Here is a 19,033-nt window from a genome sequence, read left to right on the forward strand (position 1 = left end):
TGTGAGCGCTCTGGAAAACAACAATAACTGGAGTCATTCATGTCTACGCTTACTGCTCCGCTCGCCACTGCCCTGACCAAAAGCCGCCGCCGGATCATTCCCTTTGTGGCCCTGATGTTTGCCATGGCCATTATCGACCGTTCTAACGTTGGGTATGCCAAGCTCGCATTGCAGGCCGACACAGGGATCGGCGATGCAGCCTTTGCTCTCGGCGCGGGAATCTTCTTTATCGGCTACGCGCTTTTCGAAGTTCCCAGCAACCTTATCCTCCACCGTATCGGTGCACGGATCTGGTTGAGCCGAATTATGGTCACTTGGGGCCTCGTCTCGGCTGCCATGATGTTCGCTCAGAGCGAGACGTCCTTCTATATCCTCCGCTTTCTGCTCGGTGTAGCCGAGGCAGGCCTCTCGCCAGGTGTCGTCCTGTATCTCACCTACTGGTTTCCCCACCGTCACCGCGGTGCGGCGTATGGGCTCTATTACTTCGGAGTGCCGGCCTCGCTGCTGCTGGGGGGCCCTGTCTCCGGCTGGCTGCTGGAAATGCACGGCGTATTCGGCCTGCGCAACTGGCAATGGATGTTCGTGGTGGAAGGACTGCTTGCCTCGGTCATTGGCGTGATTGCGTTTTTCTACCTGCCGAACCGCCCGCGGGATGCACGGTGGCTGACCCGGGACGAGAAAACGGCACTGCACAAGGCTATCGAACAGGAAGAGACAGACAAGAAGGAACATAGCCCTTCCTCCTGGAAGGCAGCCCTCGTCAACCCAAAGGTCATGTACTTCGTACTGATCTATTTCACTATCCAGGTAAGCGTTTATGGCGTCCTGTTTTATCTTCCGGCGCGCATCGCTCAGCTGCTCGGCACCAAGATCGGCTTTGAGGTTGGCATGCTGACGGCCATTCCCTGGCTATTCACCCTGGGGGCACTGTTCATGGTGACTCGCTATGCAGACCGCACCGGCAAGCATCGCCAACTGGCAGTGGCCATGCTGCTGCTCGCCGCAGTGGGCATAGCAGGATCGACGGTTATCGAAAGCATCGTGCCCGTGCTGTTTGCCTTCTGCCTCGCGGCTGCCGGCTTTATCACGGTTCAGCCGCTCTTCTGGACGCTTCCCACCCGCTACCTAGGCGGTGTCGCAGCAGCCAGCGCAATTGCCCTGATCGGTGCGCTGGGCAACCTGGGCGGCTTTCTTGCGCCCACCCTTAAAACCTATATGGAACAGACGTTCGCCAATCCCCATGCCGGCATGTACACCCTGGCAACTGTCGCCCTGCTTGGCGCAGGCCTGCTGGCCCTTGGAGGAACGACCGTTCAACGCCAGGACGCCGGTTTTGCTGTACCCACCAAATGACCTCAACGCTGCACAACGATAAGAACCACGGAGAGCTGTCATGTTAGTCAACCAAACCAGAACGGCCACACCCGTTGCCAGCCAGGAACGCTCGGGCTATCAATGGGCATTCATCCTTGTCACCAGCCTGTTCTTCATGTGGGGCCTGTCGTATGGCCTGCTGGACGTACTCAACAAACACTTCCAAGAAACGTTGCACGTCACCAAGGCGCAGTCCGGCCTGCTTCAGGCGGCGTACTTCGGCGCCTATTTTATCGTTGCCCTGCCCGCCGGGATCTTCATGGGCAAGCGCGGCTACAAGGCCGGCATCCTGGTCGGGTTGTGCCTGTATGCATTAGGTGCCCTGCTGTTCGTTCCGGCAGCGTCTTCAGCCAGCTTTGCCATGTTTCTTTTTGCCCTGTTCGTAATCGCCTGCGGTCTGGGCTGCCTGGAAACGGCAGCCAATCCCTATGCCACGGTTCTGGGCGATCCGAACGGAGCCGAGCGCCGCCTCAATTTCGCCCAGTCTTTCAACGGCCTCGGTCAGTTCACCGGCCCAATCCTGGGCGGCACCCTGTTCTTTTCGGCCACCAATAGTGCAGGTACCGCCTCCTCCGACAGCCTGGGCTCGGTCAGCATGATCTATGTGGGTATCGCAGCGCTGGTTCTGATGATTGCCGTGCTCTTTGCCAAGACCACTCTCCCCGACCTTCGCAATCAGGAGGAAGCCGTTGCCCGGCAGGACAGCCGCACACTCTGGCAGCACAAGCATTTCGTCGGCGGCGTCATCACCCAGTTTTTCTACGTGGCGGCGCAAGTAGGTGTGGGTGCCTTCTTTATCAACTACGTAACCGAGCACTGGTCCGACACTTCCAGCCAGTCCGCGTCGTTCATGCTGTCCATTGCCATGCTGTGCTTCATGCTGGGCCGTTTCTTCAGTACCTGGCTGATGGGATTCATCGCGCCGGCTCGTCTGATGATGATCTATGGCGTGATCAACTTTTTCCTGTGCGGTCTGGTGGTGGCCGGATTCGATGGCATTGCCGTGGTGGGATTAATCGCCGTGTTCTTCTTCATGTCGATCATGTTTCCCACCATCTTTGCGCTGGGTGTGAAGAACCTCGGCCCACACACCAAGCGCGCCAGCTCCTTCATGATCATGGCTATCGTGGGTGGCGCGATCATGCCCTACTTCATGGGCCTCATTGCCGATATGAGCAGCACTGCGTATGCGTACTCGCTGCCCATGCTTTGCTTTGCCCTGGTGATCTGGTACGGCGCCTCGCAGCAGCGCAGCGCCTGACCACCGAGCGGGCCAGGTACGCCTGGTCCGCTTCATCGCCTCCTTACTGCCTTTTATCTCTGCTCAATCGGTTGAACGGCTCAAGCACGGTCCGCCTGCTGGATTTATCCGCCTGGTCTGGATACCCTTATGTAACGTGAAATTCATCACGCATCTTCAACGTCAGTACCGTCGTTTCGAGTCCTGCAAGGAAGCATCATGGGCACACACGACCGCGGTCAACAGCAAGACGATGGGCACAAGCCCATGCTTGTGCATGAACCAAATCCTGTCACCCGACCACTCAAGCGTCGCCGTACATTAACCCTGGCTCAACTTCTGTGGCTGGCGTTGCTGCTGTTTGCCAGCCTGCTAGCCTGGAATGCGCTGGAGGACATTGAACAGCTGCAAGCCCCTGTCACGCTGCTTGAGCCCGCTGACGGTATCGATACTCCCCCTTCGGCCCAGGGTCTTGTCGATCTTTCGCTGGATCAGATCGAAATTGCTTCTTCTGCTGACCTTACCTGTATGCGAAGCGACGGCGAGACCGATGACTCGATCATTCGCTGTCATCTGGGAAAGCCACCGTACCCTCATCAAGGGGCGGTCCCCAGAGCCTACCGCGCCCACCATGATCACCTGCCACGGGCGCTCGTCTATCCGGCCGACCCGGTACGGGAAAGCGAACAGCACTGGGTCGAGGCATGGGGCAGCAGTGAAAGCTATCTGGCGGCCTGGGAAATTGTTAACAACCGCATCGACGACACCAGCGTATGCGGCAACTACCGCAAGGATTCGGTCGGCTATAGCGAATGCCGCAAGGGCGCCAAGGAATACTTCAGACAAAAGTGCCAGGACTGGCGCGTCCGCCACGATAAGGATGAGCAGAACAAAAGCAAGTGGATGGAAGAACGGTACTGCTCGGCCAAAAGCCATTTCGATCCGATGGGCTAACACCGCCTAACACGTCAAGTCCGTCTTATAAGCAGAACCCGTTCACCAATTCGGCTGATCCCGCTCGCCACGCTTTCCAATCCCCTATATACGGTGCGCCGGCTGACCTCTGGTTGCAGGTCGGCTCTACTCCATTTGAGCTCATAGGGAGATCTCATGCTCAAGCGTAACCCCGCGGTTGCCCTGTTTTTCACCCTGATATGCGCCTGCTTGCTGTCCGCCTGCTCCAACGAAGAGGCGCAGCGCAAGGCATTCATTGAATTCCTGCAAACCCGCATCATCGATAAGCCCGGCGTACACGTTCCGGTTCTTCGGGACAAAGACAAGAACCTCTTTGGCGAATACAGCGCCCAGTATGCGGCGATGCAGCACTTTCACGAGTCCCTCAACAAGCGAACCGAAGACTCGCTGACCACGGCGATGAAGCAGATGAACATCAGCTCGATGGGACAGGCTATTCAGCGCCGCGAGGATATTCAATCTGCCCAAAAAACACTGAACGAGCTGCCAGCGCTGATCAGCGAAGAACAGGCGAAGGCGGATGAAGCGCGTAAATCCTTCAAGCAGCCGGAAGATCTGAAGGCTGTCTATGACAAGGCCTATGATCGAGTTGTCACCCAGCCGGCCGAAGCCATGAAAAACATGATGCCGGTTGCCAGCGAGACCCTGACGGCAACGCTCGAAGCGCTTGATTACATCAATGCCCATCAGGACGTGATCAAGGTCAACGGTGCCATGATCGAAGTATCCGACCCCGTTATCCAGAAAGAACTGAACACCCGTCTCCAGGCCCTGAACACCAAGGCCCAGGCGACCATGCAGGCTCAACGCAAGATGGTAGCGGTCGTTTACGGTCGCGGGTAGGAAAGTCGGTGAAGGAAAGGCTGGACAGCGGCTCTCTGCCCAGCCTTTCATGGGTCAACTGGGGACAAGCGGAGTATCCGGGTCAATCACGTCAGGGTTATCGGTCACGTCATCCGGGTGATCAATGATCCCATCAGGCCCTACTGGCTCATCGGGCCAGGGCGACTCCTGGCCACCGCCTGGGTTGATCGGGCTTGGATCCATCGCGTGAATGGGCGCCAGCAGTTCATCACTCATGATGCACCTCGCGTTCTTATCTGTTAGTGACTGTCACTCTGTTGGATAGCCATTCACGGCAAATGTTCGAGCCAGACGCCTGTCACAAAAAATTCATTAATTTATCAAGCCGATAGAATATTTATCGCATTAAGTTTTTTGCTATTTCAACGACACAGTGATGAGTACCTCCCTCTCTCGAGACACTGTGATGCTTAACCGTTCCCTGCGTGCTCAAGTTCTTGCCCTGCTCTGCGGCAGTCTCTTGCTGCTCATGGCTATTTCAATCGTTTCCTTCAAATTTCTTTCCGGGAGCGTTCAACGCTATCAAGGTCTCCTGGCCAATGAGATCCGTAATGTTTTGCTGATCGACGAAGCCAACCTGAACTTTAAAACCCAAGTTCAGGAATGGAAAAACGCCCTGCTGCGCGGCAAGGATGACGCCAAACGCGAAAAACACTGGAATGCCTTCCAGGCAGAAGAGCAAAAGGTTCAGGCACTGCTGTCTGACCTAAGCAAGCAGCCGTGGTCAGACAGCTCTATCGCACAAGCCATTCAAAGCCTGCAGGCCGAGCACAAGACGCTGGGCGCAGCCTATCGCACAGGTTTCGAGCGCTTCAGGGCTGCCGGCTTCGACCCGGAGGCGGGTGACAAGGCCGTTGCAGGTATCGACCGTAGCGCCACCGCTCAGATGGCCGATCTTGTCACCAAACTGCACAAGCACAGTGACGAGCTATCTACCCAAATCAGTGCACAGGCCGACACCACCTTCCTGACGGGCCTGATCGCCTTGATTGGGGGCGGTATCGCCATCCTCGTTATCAGCCTGTGGCTGGTCAATCGCCGCCTGGTCGTACCGATCAGTGAGCTCATCGGCCATATCAATCAGCTCAGTCATGGCAACTTCAGCGTAAATATCCAATCCAGCCGCCAGGATGAACTTGGTCGACTAGCGGGAGCCGCCAGCATTCTACGTAACTTCCTGTCCGATACATTTACACGTCTCAAGCAGAGCACCCAGGACCTGGACTCTGCCAACCGCGACCTGAACGCCATTGCCAACCAAATGGCTCAGGGCAGCAACGAGCAGTTCTCCCGTACCGATCAGGTGGCGACCGCCATGCATGAAATGTCGGCTACTGCCCAAGAAGTCGCACGTCACGCAAGCGAAGCCTCCCTTGCTGCTACCGAAACCGATCAGGCTGTTCAGCGCGGTAGCGTCGTCATGCAGGGCACCATCAAGACCATTGTCGACATGAGCGACGAGATTGCCGGTACGGCCTCTGTCATCAATCAGCTCGAAGAAGACAGCGTGCGTATCGGCAAGGTAATGGAAGTCATCCACGGCATTGCTGAACAGACCAACCTTCTGGCGCTTAACGCGGCCATCGAAGCCGCCCGCGCCGGTGAGGCCGGTCGCGGATTTGCGGTTGTGGCCGATGAGGTCCGTAACCTGGCGCGTCGCACAGCCGACTCGACCAACGAGATCAACCAGATCATTGCCAACGTTCAGACCGGCACTGCCAATGCGGCCAAGGCCATTCAGAACGGTCAGAGCATCAGTGAGCGCAGCGTCACGCAGGTGAAGGAAGCTGGCGCGATTCTGGACACCATCTCGGTCTCGGTCGACTCGATGCGCGCCAAGAACATCCAGATTGCGGCAGCAGCGGAGGAACAGACATCCGTCAGTGAAGACATTGCTCGTAACCTGACTGAAATTACGGCCATTGCCAGCGCCAACCAGGCCCAGGTTGAAAAGACGCAAGACGCTGCGGTGCACTTGCAAAACCTGTCCCAGGGACTGGCCGAGCTGACCAAGCGCTTGGGCGCAGCCTGATTGACCTACAGCCATCCGCCCCCTAAAGGCTGATGGCTGGTTTCAGGTAAAAGCCAAACGTGCCATTCGTCCCTACCGCGAACGGCTTTCCCGTGGACTACTCTAAATTGTCTTTAGCGGGAGCCCTGGCATGAAAAATCTCCGGCATATCGACAGCGCACACGGTACGCCCAGCAAAACCACGCCTTCATCCTCCCGCCTCGGCCCGCTTGTGTGGGGCCCCCTGGCCGTCGCGGCATCAGCCATGCTGGTCCGCCATTGCAGCCGTCAGGCGGAAAAGCAGCACCCACCGGCAGGCACGTTTATCGAGGTGGATGGTATCCGGCTCCATTACGTCGAATATGGCGAGGGACAGCCCCTTGTGCTTCTGCATGGCAACACGACCATGGGTACTGACTTCGAGTTGAGCGAGCTAGTCGAACACGCAGCCCGCACCTATCGGGTCATCATCTTTGACCGCCCAGGGTATGGCTACAGCGAGCGCCCGTCGTCTATTGTCTGGGGTCCGCTCGAACAGGCCCACTTGTTCAATCGAGCCTTTGCCGCAATGGGTATCGACCGCCCTATCGCTCTCGGCCATTCCTGGGGCGCATTGGTGGCCATGGCGCTGGGGCTCGACTTCCCGCAGTCTGTCCGAGGCCTTGTGCTGCTGTCCGGCTATTATTACCCGACCGTTCGCCCTGATATTCCCATGGCGGCTTTGCCGGCCATCCCCGGCGTGGGTGACCTCATGTGCCACTCCGTTTCACCGCTGCTGTATCGCAGCATATGGCCACTCATGATGAAGCGAATGTTTGCACCCGCCAAAGTGCCCGCCCGCTTCAAGCGATTTCCGGCCTGGATGGCCTTTCGTCCTGTGCAGCTTCATGCCAGCGCAGCCGAAATAGCCCTGATCATTCCCGCAACGCTACAACTCAAGGAGCGTTACAAGAGGCTGGCAGTACCTTCCATCATCATGGCGGGACGCGAGGATCGGCTGGTTCATACCCATGTGCACTCGGGCAGGCTGCATACCGAGTTGCCGGAGATGGATTTCCGTGTCATCGAGGGCGCCGGGCATATGCTGCATCACTTGGCACCGCAGGCAGTACTCGACGCTATTCATACCTTGGCCGAACAGACACCGTCGGGTTGAACCTGTCTGGACAGTATTCATGAACAGGCGCCGGGCTCAGGTAATATAGGCGCCTTTTCCTGTAACGCGACGCTCAATGAACTCGATACCAGCCCGCATCATCTTCTCCAGCGCCCTGCTGCTCCTGGCTTATACCGCCTTGAGCCATACCCGCCTGGGCACGTTGCTCATCCCTATTCGTGACGCACAAACGCCCGACAATCAGGTGGTGCTGACCGTTGCTGTTGCGACCTTCGTATTGGTAGTCATGCAGATTGCCGCCTGCGTTCCCCTGGGCTTTCTGAGGGATCGCTTCTGGGCCAGCGCAATGGCGTGTGTCCTGCGAGTGCCGTCGTGGCTATTCACTTCTATCAGTGCGGTCATGTGCCTGAACGAAGCACTGGCTAATCCTGCCTATTGGGCACCCTGCCTTGCGTACGCCGCCGCAGCGGCCGTGATCCTGTGGCAGGACTACCGGCTGCTCAAAAGCGCCCGTGTCAGCCCTCGCGCCTGAAACCGTCGGGTCCTGCCTGCTAGTTATGCTTTTAACGTCAGTCTGAGCGGATGATCACGCAACGTAAGGCTTCACTGATCTTTTGAAACAACTCCGCCTCGCAGGCAGTTGTCAGAACGGGGCACTCTCGCGTTCCATCCCTCGGACAGACCTACACGTGAAGTGTCAGAGATAAACAAGTCATAGGGGATCTCAGACGCAATGACCGCTACCGAAACCCGCCGCGCCCTTCTGCTGATCAATAAACGCGCCCGCCGTGGGAGTGAATCCTACACGCCTATCGTTGAAAAGCTCAGGCAAGGCGGAATAACCGTAGTCGAACCTACCGGAGGGGAAAACCTTTCCATCAGCGAGAAGATCAGACAGGCCAAGGGATGCGACCTGATCATCGTCGGCGGCGGCGACGGCACGTTGAACGCCGCAGCTCCCGCCCTGATTGAGGCTGGCCTGCCCGTCGGCCTCCTGCCGCTCGGCACTGCCAACGACCTGGCCAAGACACTGAATATTCCTCAGGACCCGCTCGAGGCCATCGACATCATTGTGCGGGGACAGCTGCGAGCCATCGATGTAGGTGTCGTCAACGATCATGTCTTTCTCAACGTCGCCAGCATTGGCTTCAGTGCCGATCTGGCTGATCAGCTGACCGCGGATATCAAGAAGAAATGGGGCAGTCTCGGCTATGGCCTGACCGCCTTTCGGCTACTGCGCCGCTTTCGCCGTTTCACTCTGTATATCGAACATGACGGACAGGTGGAAAAGGTCCGAACGGTCCAGGCATCCGTGGGCAATGGCCGTCACTATGGTGGTGGCATGACGGTGGAAGAATCCGCAACCGCCGACGATGGACGCCTGGATTTCTATAGCCTTGAGGTCAGGCATTGGTGGGAACTGATCGCATTGCTGCCCAGCCTGCGCAAGGGCACCCATGGCAAGGCAGATAAGGTCAGGGCGTTTCAGACAACCGCTATCCGGCTGAACACCCGCAAACCCATGCCTATCAATACTGATGGTGAGCTGACCACCTACACGCCCGCTCTCTTTTCTATCAAACCCAAAGCGCTCAGGATCTATCGTCCATAGAGCGCACCTATCGAACCATGGGTGAAAGAATCGGAAACACTCGCACCTGCCTTATTCAGCTTCAGTTAAGCCCACCCCCCGTAGGCTATACGCCCAGAATTCTGAACCTGACCTAACATGCAGAACGCTCTCTCCTCCAAAACGATGGCAACGGCCTTGGCCTGCTTGCTAGTGGCAGCCGCGATAACCGCAGGTGCCCAGCAGCGCCTGTTTGAGCAGGTATGGTTCCGTCTGGAACAGCGCTTCAGCTCCGAGGAGGCCCAAGGGCAGGCCCTGTGGTTGCCTGATTACCATGTCACAATCGATGCCAAGCCACTGGGTAATGACGAAAACATGTCAGCGCTGACCTTCGACGCCAGCCGCCAGACGCTTTTTACAGTGACCAACAAGGACTCGCACCTTATCGAGCTTTCGCTCTCCGGTGATGTACTGCGTCGTATTCCGCTCCGGGGTTTCGGTGATCCGGAAGCGATCGAATACGTTCGTCCCGGCGTCCTCCTGATTACAGAGGAACGTAACCATCGTCTGATCGAAGTGCATGTCAATGATCAGACCCAGGTCATCGATATTGCCGACCCAGCCAATGCCAAACAGTTTTCGCTCAGCGCAGCGGATAACAGCAACAAAGGTTTCGAGGGCTTGGCCTACGACCCCAAGGAGCAGCGCCTTTTTGTTGCCAAGGAAAAGGACCCGGTCCGCATCTTCGAGATCAACGGCTTTTTGACCGCCTCGCCCGACCAGCCGATCGACATCGACGTGCATGTCAACGCACAGCGCGACCGGGATTTGTTTGTGACCGACCTGTCCAGCCTTCACTATGATACGAGTACAGGCCATCTGCTGGCCTTGTCTGATGAATCCAAGATGATCGTGGAAATGGACGCCAACGGTAAGCCGGTCAGCTCCTTCAGCTTGAGGGGTGGTAATCAAGGGCTTGCCAAGGATGTTCCCCAGGCTGAGGGCATGACAATGGATGATCAGGGCAACCTGTATGTGATCAGTGAGCCTAACCTGTTCTACGCCTTCAAGAAGAAGTCATAGGCCTTGTCGAGCTCTTTATCCGCAAGGCTCTGGTGAGCCTTGCGCTGCCGGGTTACGCTGTACGGCGTTTCCATCCTGCCTGTGTCCTGAATGAAAGTCACCCTCGTTACGTATCTGGTTCGCTACCCGTCTGCAAGCCTGTTACTTATCCAGCTATTGGGCATCGTGCTCTTTCCCTTCATGGAGAACATGCCGGGTGGGCGAGCCGTCTTTGGTGCGTTTGGTGTCATCGTGCTGGTTGCTGCCCTGCGTATGGTTCGCCGCAGCCCAATGCTCCACTCGATCGCTTTCATTCTGGCCGCGCTCATTCTGTGCTTGGCTATCGTCAGCGAGATCTGGCCCAACCAGGCCGTTACGGTCGCCTCCGCCCTGCTGGAAGGCGCCTTTTACTTTTATGCCGCCGCCAGCCTGATTGCCTACATGATGGAGGATCAACGCGCATCGACCGATGAACTGTTTGCGGTAGGCGCAACCTTTACTCTGCTGGCGTGGGCGTTTGCCTATACCTTTACCGTCTGCCAGCTGCTCCTGCCGGGCAGCTTTACCGCCATGCAGAACCCTGAGGCACCACGGACCTGGATGGAACTGCTGTTCCTGAGCTTTACCACGCTTTCCGGCGTAGGGCTGGGTGATGTTCTGCCTATTTCACCGCTTGCCCGCGGGCTGGTAATGCTCGAAGAGTTTGCAGGCGTCATGTATATCACATTAGTAGTGGCTCGCCTGATCAGCCTGACGGTCATCAAACGCTAGAACCAACCGGTCGACCCTTGTAAACGACAGCCCGGCTTTTAGCACCTGACACACCGATAGCCCATCGATATCATCCCGCCTACATACCTGTTACCCAGACAGGCCGACGGTTGGGCAGCCGGCGTGATAGACAGTCTCTCAAGTGCTGGATAGACTGGGTCGTTCACTAATCCCCTCCCTTTCCAACGTCATTCATTCGTGACCTGATCGTGAGCGAAGCTGTGCCTGTGTGCTGCTACTCATGGCAAGGCATTGGCCCCTACTGCCAGGTACCTGGCGTACCGCACCCTTCTTTTTATACCGGCATGACTACCATCGAAAACGAACATCTGCGTCTGCGTATCGCCAAACTCGAAGCCGAGAATATGGCGCTCAAGGCCGTTGCCGAAACGACTCACCAACAGAACCAGCGCCATCAGGATATTCTGAACAGTGCTGTCGATTTTGCGATCATCACAACCGACCAGTGCGGTCGCATTACTCACTGGAACTCTGGTGCAGAGCAGGTCTTTGGCTGGACAGCCGAAAGTATACTAGGGGCCTCTATCAATCGCCTCTTCACTGTAGAGGACCAATTCCAGCAGCGCGCCGAATGCGAGATGCAACGTGCCCTGGAAAAAGGTCGCGCCAGTGATGAGCGTTGGCACCAGAAAAAGGACGGCGCCCTGTTCTGGGCCAATGGCGAGATGATGCCGCTCCGGGCAGCCGATGGAACCCACCTGGGTTTTCTGAAAATTCTGCGCGATCAGACCCGGCAGCAAAAAGTAATTGAAGCTCAGCAGGCCGATGCCGAGTTCCTGCGCAGCGTGTTGGCCTCCTCTGACGACTGCATCAAGGTGCTCGACCTTGACGGCAAACTGCTTTACATGAGCCCAAACGGCCAGGACGCTATGGAAGTCAGCGACTTCAATGCCATTGCGGGTTGCCCCTGGCCGACTTTCTGGCAAGACAAGGGGAGCCAGGAAGCGAAAGAGGCCATGACGCTGGCCCGCGCGGGTCAGGTTGGCCGGTTCATCGGGCAGGCCAATACCCTGGCAGGAACCCCTAAGTGGTGGGATGTACAGGTCACGCCTATCCTCGGCTCTCATGGGAGGCCTGAAAAGCTGCTCTCTATTTCGCGGGACATTACTGCGAATCACTCTATCGAGAATGCGCTACGCATCTCTCGCCAGATGAACAGCCTTATTCTCAATTCGAGTCAGGATTGCATCGTGATCATGGATCTCGAAGGGCATACCCAGTTCGTGAGCCCCGGCGGTATAGAGTCCATGGAGATTACGGACCTCTCTTCCGTACTGGGCAAGCCGTGGCTCCGGGTATGGAAAGACGCGGATCTGGAGGCGGCACGCAACGCCATCGCAAGTGCTCGTGCCGGAGGGACAGGACGTTTCCAGGGCTACTGCCCTACCCACACAGGAAAACCCAAGTGGTGGGATATTGCCATTTCCTGCATACCAGGCGCAGACGGCACGCCTGAAAAACTGCTCTCCATTGGCCGCGACATCACCGAACGCACCCGCGCTGAGCTGGCGCTGAAGGAAAGCGAAACCCGCCTGGCTTCCATTTTCGACGAAGCCTCGGTAGGCCTGTCCGAGATCAGCCTCGACGGCCGCTTTCTACGGGTCAATGATGAGCTCTGCCGCCTGTTGGGTCGCTCTCGCACAGAGATGTTAAGCACAACCGCAAAGACCGTTACCCTGGCTGAAGACCAGCCCAGGACGCTCGAGGCGCTTCAACATGTCCTGGCCACCCGACAGCCGACTCGCCTCGACAAGCGCTACCTCCGACCCGATGGCACTATCGTCTGGGCCAATAGCAATCTGACCTGTCTGAACGATGATGAAGGCAACCCACACTCGATCATTGCCGTGACCATTGATCTCTCGGCTCGCAAGGCAGCCGAAGACCGGCTCAAGGCCAGCGAGAGTCAGTTGAGGGAGCTGAACGAGACGCTTGAGCAACGTGTCGAGGAGCGTACCCGCGAGCGCGACCAGATCTGGCGCAGCACGCCAGACCTGGTTTGCACCGCCAGCCCGGAAGGCTACTTTCTCAACCTCAACCCTGCCTGGAGCGAAACCCTGGGCTGGTCGGAGCAGGAGCTGAAGGCACGCCCCTACAAGGATTTTCTCCACCCAGACGACTTGGAACATACCGTGCAAACCAAGCGGCTACTTGCCAACGGCCAGGCCTTGTCAAACTTCGAGAACCGCTACCGGCACAAGGATGGCAGCTATCGCTGGTTATCCTGGAACTCCCAACGTCGTGACGGGCTGTTCCACAGCATTGCACGTGATATCACCACGATAAAGGCGCAGGCCGAAGCCCTGCATCAGACGGAGGAACGGTTGCGCCATAGCCAGAAAATGGAGGCCGTAGGACAGCTCACCGGCGGTCTGGCTCATGACTTCAACAACCTGCTCACCGGGATTTCCGGTAGCCTGGACCTGCTCAAGACGCGCCTGACCCAAGGACGCTTGAACGATCTGAATAAATACATCACCGCTGCTCAGGACTCTGCCAATCGAGCCGCGGCCCTGACCCACCGATTGCTGGCCTTTTCCCGTCGCCAAACGCTCGACCCCAAACCCACCCAGGCCAACCAGCTGATCGAAGGCATGCGTGAACTGATCACACGTACCGTAGGGCCAGCCGTGTGTATCACGACCGATCTCAGCGAAGCACTCTGGCCCACGCTCTGTGATCCCCATCAGCTCGAAAACGCCCTACTGAACCTGTGCATCAATGCACGAGATGCCATGCCGGATGGTGGTCGATTACTCATTCGAACCGAAAATCGCTACCAGGATGAGGCCAGCGCCCATGAGCGCGACATGAACCCCGGGCAGTACATCGTGACGGAAGTATCCGACACGGGCACGGGCATGTCGCCGGAAATCATGGAGCGTATATTCGATCCATTTTTTACAACCAAGCCCATCGGCATGGGCACTGGACTGGGTCTTTCCATGATCTATGGATTTGCCAAGCAGTCCGGCGGTCAAGTGCGTGTCCTGTCCGAACCCGGTAAGGGCACCACCATGAAAATTTATTTGCCTCGCTATGCAGGTGCGGTCGAAGCCGGCGCGCAGCAGACCGGATCACGGGAGGCGCCCCGCACGGAAAAGGGTGAAACCGTACTTATCGTTGATGATGAGCCCACCGTACGCATGCTGATCAAAGAGGTACTCGAGGAGCTGGGCTATAGGGCAATCGAAGCGGCTGACGGCGCGTCAGGGCTTGACATACTCTCCTCTTCCACCCATATCGATCTGCTGATTTCGGACGTAGGATTGCCAGGGGGCATGAACGGCCGCCAGATGGCCGATGCCGCTCGCCATCAACGTCCGGACCTGAAGGTACTATTTATTACCGGCTATGCAGAAAATGCGGTAGTAGGCAATGGTAATCTGGAGAATGGCATGCATCTCATGACCAAACCTTTTTCCATGGAGTTGCTGGCAACCCGCCTGGAAACTATCCTCAAGAGTTGTTGAACAATGCTGAATGCGGCCTCAAGAAAATGGAGCGCCAACCGCTATATACCTAATGCTTGACCATTTTGCAGTTTGGGTAGGGCGTTCTGTCACTTGTCAGGATTACGCTACGGCCTCAACCTGAACGAGTCGGGACCTTATCGCAATCGGTGTGTCCAACACGAGTGACTACGGATCATTTACGCACGTGCCCTTACACGTCGTAACCTCCGTTCTATATCCTTAGCGTGGCAAGCCCAAGTCATAGACTTGAGTTTGAACAGGTACCGGAATCTTGCAGCAAAAGAAAGAAACGCTCTTTGATCGCTTGCAACAGTGGGTATTACGCCATGAATGGCCTACCCCCCTGCGCTATGCTGTCGCCGGGGCAGCTGTCATTGTCAGTGCAGGCGTTCGTCTGGCCCTGCCTGTTCTGGGCCTGCCGTACCTGCTGTTCATTCCGCTTCTGATGATTATCGGCTTCACGCTGGGCCTGGGGCCCGGTCTTTTCGCCACCGTCGTTGCCGCCCTTGCAGCGGCCTACCTGTTTGTCTCTACCCCCTTCACGTTCGATCTCGATCTGCTCCAGTGGGCAGCCAACGCCCTGTTCATCCTCGTCAACTTCGGCATCGTGGCAGTGTGCGCTGCACTCAGAAAGAACCTGATTCGCCTGAACGATCTGATGGACACGCTAGAGCGTCGCGTAGAGGAACGTACCCGTGAGCGCGACCAGATCTGGCAAACAACGCCTGATCTAGTGTGTACGACTAACGCTGCTGGCTATTTTGTAAGCCTTAACCCGGCGTGGGCTAAAACCCTTGGCTGGTCCGACCAGGAGATGCATTCCAAACCCTTCAGTGAATTTGTCCACCCGGACGATGTAGAGCGCACCGCCCAGGCACTGCACATGCTGCAACGGGGCGACACGGTCTTTCGCTTTGAGAACCGCTACCGGCACAAGAATGGCACGTATCACTGGTTGTCCTGGAACGCCGTGGCTCGAGGGGATCAAATTTATGCCACGGTGCGCGATATTTCGCCTGAAAAAGAGCAAAGCGAAGCACTTAACCGTGCCGAAGAATTGTTGCGACACAGCCAGAAAATGGAAGCCGTAGGTCAGCTTACTGGCGGTATCGCTCATGACTTCAATAATCTGCTGACAGGCATCTCCGGTAGCCTCGAGATGATCCAGATGCGTGTAGCCCAGGGTCGCGCTACGGATATCGATCGGTATATTACCGCCGCCCAGACGGCTGCCAGCCGCGCGGCTTCCCTGACCCACCGGCTGCTGGCCTTCTCCCGTCGCCAAACGCTCGATCCCAAACCGACCCAGGCCAACACACTGATCGAAAGCATGCAGGACCTGATCGACAGGACGGTAGGCCCGGAGATTACGGTAACCACTAGCCTTTCCTCTGATCTCTGGTCAACGCTGTGCGATCCGAACCAACTGGAAAGTGCCCTGCTCAACCTATGTATCAATGCACGGGATGCCATGCCGGACGGCGGCCAGCTGACAATCCGTACCGCCAATATCTGGGTCGATGAGCGTGATGCTCATGAACAGGACATGCTCTCTGGGCAATACGTTGCCATAGCAGTCATGGACACTGGCATTGGCATGACCCCAGAAATCGTAGCGCGGGCATTCGACCCGTTCTTTACGACCAAGCCCATCGGCATGGGGACCGGCTTGGGCCTGTCCATGATTTACGGATTTGCCAAGCAGTCAGGCGGGCAAGCACGCATCTATTCCGAAGCTGGCAAAGGCACCACGGTCTGGATCTATCTGCCGCGCCATCTGGAAGAGAGCAAACCAGAGCCTCAGCAGACTGAACTGATGCGCGCCCCACGTGCCAGCACCGGCGAGACCGTTCTGGTTGTTGACGATGAGCCGATGGTGCGCTTGCTTATCACCGAAGTGCTCGAAGAGTTGGGCTATGCCGCCATCGAAGCGGCCGATGGTGCTTCGGGGCTGAAGATACTGCTCTCCGATACGCACCTGGACCTGCTGATTTCGGACGTGGGCCTGCCCGGCGGCATGAACGGGCGGCAGATGGCCGATGCGGCCCGCCAGGCACGCCCTGATCTCAAGATACTGTTCATCACCGGCTATGCGGAAAATGCAGCCGTGGGAAATGGCAACCTTGAGGCAGGCATGCACGTCATGACCAAACCATTCCCAATGGAATTGCTGGCCAGCCGGATCAAGGAAATTATTCTGGAAGACTGATTGTAGCTTGCGCACTGCCAGCGGAGGCGCTAATGTTTCTTAATCATTTGCCAGCTGTTGGCTGACGCTACCATGAATCATCTGCATACAGGCCAGTTCTCCTCCTTGTCCGCACCGGACGTGGCGTGCCTGCATGCGCGTTTCTCCCTCGCACCACCTGTCGTATCCCCTCCGGTTGTCGTGGCAGTAGTCGCTGCCTGATGACGCTCGGCTGATTACAGCCGTTTTCTTTCTCCAGTCTTGATCGGAACTGCCTACCATAGGCCGTTGGCTGGAGCCTGCTTTTCGTACTGACAGGTGAAATGACAATGTTAGGTTCATTAAGAACCCTGCTTGTGGCCAATAGCGCCACAGGGTTGTTCGTGCTGCTCTGGAGCAGCGGCGCGTTATTCGCTCACGTGGGTGTTACCCACGCCCCCGCATTCGCGTTCCTGCTGTTACGCTTCCTCATTGCGTTTACAGTGCTCTTGCTAATGGGGCTCTGGCGGCGACGCTGGTTGCCATCGCCGGGCTCTCGCAGCCGGGTAGCTCTCACCGGAGCGCTGCTTATCGGCGGCTACAGCATTTGTTATCTGTTGGCTCTGGATAAAGGCGTTACGCCGGGAGTCCTGGCTACCCTTCTGGGTGTACAACCCATTCTTACCCTGGTGTTGGTTGAAAGACGATTATCACCCCGTCGGCTGGCGGGCCTGCTGTTGGCCCTGGGTGGACTGTCTCTGCTCGTCTACCGCAGCCTGGCGATGGCGCATCTATCCTTGAGTGGAATTCTGTATGCGCTGGCAGCACTCTTGTGCATGTCGATTGGTGCCATTCTGCAGAAAGGCCTGAGTCAGCCCCCAGCGGACGTCTTGCCGTTGCAGGTCGGTATCAGCCTAGTGCTCTGCCTGCTTTTCGTCCCCTTCCAGCCCATCAGATTTGAGTTGTCCTCGGAGCTTGTGACATCCGTTCTCTGGATGGCCGTCGTCATCTCCGTTCTTGCACAGCTCCTGTTTTATCGACTCGTACAAGCCGGCAATCTGGTAAACGTAACCAGTCTGTTTTATCTGGTGCCACTTGTGACAACGCTGTTGGATTACCTGATTCTTGGTCACCGGGTCGACGCACAAGGTGGTATGGGAATGGTGGCCATCCTTATAGGGCTGGTATTAGTATTCCGTCAAAATAAACCTACCAATAATTGACGCAGCCGTGCCAGAAGGACGGTTTCTACCGCTCTTCTGGCACGGGCTTATTTATTGAGGTTTCGTAATAAACAGGTCTGATACGTGTTTTCCATCCCTCTTTATAGGCTATGGATGCAACGCATCAGACTCAATAACGACAGGACGGCCTGGCATTAGTTGGGCATTGCGATCGTGACAACCAACAAGATACCGAACAAGGTGGAAAGTGTGGCAAACCAAGCCGTAGAGCTGGGTCTTTTACGAGGATATCCGCGGTTTGTTTTTGAAACAGCTGGATATGCAGATTCTGAGTTCATGTCTCTCAAACTGAATAATAGAGTTGCCCGTCAACGACTTCACGGGTAGATGAAGCCAAACGGCGAGCCATAGCGTTCATGCAAGGATGGCTCTACAAGCAAGCGCCACGGTTCAGGACGCCTGTCTCCTTGCACGGCGCATAGATATATCAAACTTTTCAGAGCAGAGAGAGCAAGAGATGTTTGCAAGTTTTTGCATGAAGCGAGGGTTTGAAAGAGCCGGTCCTGGCAGGCAGGACCGAAACAGGAGGGTATACAAGCGGCGCATGCTCCTTTGTTTCCCCCTTCTCTCACTGAGACATCTATTTCCAGACGTGTTCAGGTCAATAGCCCAACAGCCCCTGCGCAGCATCCAGACTGCTTATCTCCACGCCGGTGGACAGCGCCGCGAAGAGCACTACCATGTAGCGCGCCATTTCCAAAGCGTCCGCCTCCTCGCAATCCAAGGTAAGGTCCTCTACGTCCCACAGGGGACAACTGACGCACATGGTTTTCTCGTGGGGGTTGTAGGACAGGTGAATCCCCAGGCGTATCTGAAGTCGACGTGACTCACCATCGTCGATATGGGGCAGCCACTGGAAGCTCTCGCCGTTTTCATCCCTGACGATGGGTATGTCCTGCGCCCAATCGATTACCTTCCAACCTAGGGCTTCGGCCGCCAGAGTCAATTGCTGGCGTTGATCAAACGGATCGCTGTCGGTTTCTAAAGCCATACTGTTACTCCATCAGGGCAATGCTGTACTACTTAAAGCATAGCTGGCTGCTTCAAACAGGCTGAACTTGGCAGATAAGCTGTCGGCTCCGCCTGCGACACAGACATTTGGCAACGTCGAATCCTCAAGCAGATCCAGCATTCTCGTGAG

16 protein-coding genes and 1 pseudogene are annotated in these 19,033 nt (G+C 56.8%); 15 read left to right on the forward strand and 2 right to left on the reverse strand.

The genetic code is table 11. From position 1 onward, the window contains the following. The first annotated feature begins 39 nt into the window (after positions 1 to 39). From GM154_RS16655 to GM154_RS16670, 4 genes are all read left to right on the forward strand, one after another. On the forward strand, positions 40 to 1,353 hold the full coding sequence (locus GM154_RS16655; protein ID WP_219652837.1) for an MFS transporter: 1,314 nt from the start codon (positions 40 to 42) through the stop codon (positions 1,351 to 1,353). 40 nt (positions 1,354 to 1,393) lie between these two features. Continuing rightward, complete coding sequence (fucP, locus tag GM154_RS16660; RefSeq protein WP_010797499.1) at positions 1,394 to 2,635, forward strand: L-fucose:H+ symporter permease; 1,242 nt, start codon at positions 1,394 to 1,396, stop codon at positions 2,633 to 2,635. Between the two features lie 198 nt (positions 2,636 to 2,833). Next, a complete protein-coding gene (locus GM154_RS16665; protein WP_219652838.1) occupies positions 2,834 to 3,568 on the forward strand; it encodes a hypothetical protein in 735 nt (244 codons plus the stop codon). A gap of 156 nt (positions 3,569 to 3,724) precedes the next feature. Then, a complete protein-coding gene (locus tag GM154_RS16670; RefSeq protein WP_219652839.1) occupies positions 3,725 to 4,432 on the forward strand; it encodes a DUF3053 family protein in 708 nt (235 codons plus the stop codon). A gap of 54 nt (positions 4,433 to 4,486) precedes the next feature. Here the strand turns inward: GM154_RS16670 and GM154_RS16675 are convergent, their stop codons facing one another. Beyond that, positions 4,487 to 4,669, reverse strand: coding sequence for a hypothetical protein (locus tag GM154_RS16675; RefSeq protein ID WP_019366646.1), 183 nt, complete (start codon positions 4,667 to 4,669; stop codon positions 4,487 to 4,489). A 670-nt stretch (positions 4,670 to 5,339) separates the two neighbouring features. On the opposite strand from GM154_RS16675, the pseudogene GM154_RS26010 reads away from it, so the two are divergent. From GM154_RS26010 to GM154_RS16720, 11 genes and pseudogenes are all read left to right on the forward strand, one after another. Then, positions 5,340 to 5,597: pseudogene (locus tag GM154_RS26010) on the forward strand (HAMP domain-containing protein); the annotation flags it as partial. 171 nt (positions 5,598 to 5,768) lie between these two features. Further along, complete coding sequence (locus GM154_RS26015; protein WP_374940326.1) at positions 5,769 to 6,485, forward strand: methyl-accepting chemotaxis protein; 717 nt, start codon at positions 5,769 to 5,771, stop codon at positions 6,483 to 6,485. Between the two features lie 130 nt (positions 6,486 to 6,615). Further along, positions 6,616 to 7,620, forward strand: coding sequence for an alpha/beta fold hydrolase (locus GM154_RS16685; RefSeq protein WP_219652840.1), 1,005 nt, complete (start codon positions 6,616 to 6,618; stop codon positions 7,618 to 7,620). A 76-nt stretch (positions 7,621 to 7,696) separates the two neighbouring features. Continuing rightward, a complete protein-coding gene (locus tag GM154_RS16690; protein WP_010797493.1) occupies positions 7,697 to 8,113 on the forward strand; it encodes a hypothetical protein in 417 nt (138 codons plus the stop codon). Between the two features lie 201 nt (positions 8,114 to 8,314). Beyond that, complete coding sequence (locus GM154_RS16695) at positions 8,315 to 9,193, forward strand: lipid kinase (protein ID WP_219652841.1); 879 nt, start codon at positions 8,315 to 8,317, stop codon at positions 9,191 to 9,193. A gap of 117 nt (positions 9,194 to 9,310) precedes the next feature. After that, positions 9,311 to 10,234, forward strand: a complete 924-nt coding sequence (locus GM154_RS16700) for an SdiA-regulated domain-containing protein (RefSeq protein ID WP_258019875.1) — start codon at positions 9,311 to 9,313, stop codon at positions 10,232 to 10,234. Between the two features lie 90 nt (positions 10,235 to 10,324). Next, on the forward strand, positions 10,325 to 10,984 hold the full coding sequence (locus GM154_RS16705) for an ion channel (protein WP_219652842.1): 660 nt from the start codon (positions 10,325 to 10,327) through the stop codon (positions 10,982 to 10,984). A 209-nt stretch (positions 10,985 to 11,193) separates the two neighbouring features. Beyond that, entirely contained in the window at positions 11,194 to 14,478 is a 3,285-nt protein-coding gene (locus tag GM154_RS16710; RefSeq protein ID WP_219652843.1) for a PAS domain S-box protein, read from the forward strand. 274 nt (positions 14,479 to 14,752) lie between these two features. After that, a complete protein-coding gene (locus tag GM154_RS16715) occupies positions 14,753 to 16,690 on the forward strand; it encodes an ATP-binding protein (protein WP_219652844.1) in 1,938 nt (645 codons plus the stop codon). Positions 16,691 to 16,762: 72 nt separating this feature from the next. Further along, positions 16,763 to 16,891: a hypothetical protein gene (locus GM154_RS25665; RefSeq protein ID WP_258019876.1), complete on the forward strand. Its 129-nt coding sequence runs from the start codon at positions 16,763 to 16,765 to the stop codon at positions 16,889 to 16,891. Between the two features lie 107 nt (positions 16,892 to 16,998). Further along, a complete protein-coding gene (locus GM154_RS16720; RefSeq protein WP_074827756.1) occupies positions 16,999 to 17,871 on the forward strand; it encodes a DMT family transporter in 873 nt (290 codons plus the stop codon). Between the two features lie 622 nt (positions 17,872 to 18,493). Here the strand turns inward: GM154_RS16720 and GM154_RS16725 are convergent. Further along, positions 18,494 to 18,883: a hypothetical protein gene (locus tag GM154_RS16725; RefSeq protein WP_074827758.1), complete on the reverse strand. Its 390-nt coding sequence runs from the start codon at positions 18,881 to 18,883 to the stop codon at positions 18,494 to 18,496. Between the last annotated feature and the right edge of the window lie 150 nt (positions 18,884 to 19,033).

The organism is Pseudomonas sp. MAG002Y (genome assembly GCF_019400845.1).
GTDB classification, from domain to species: domain Bacteria; phylum Pseudomonadota; class Gammaproteobacteria; order Pseudomonadales; family Pseudomonadaceae; genus Chryseomonas; species Chryseomonas luteola.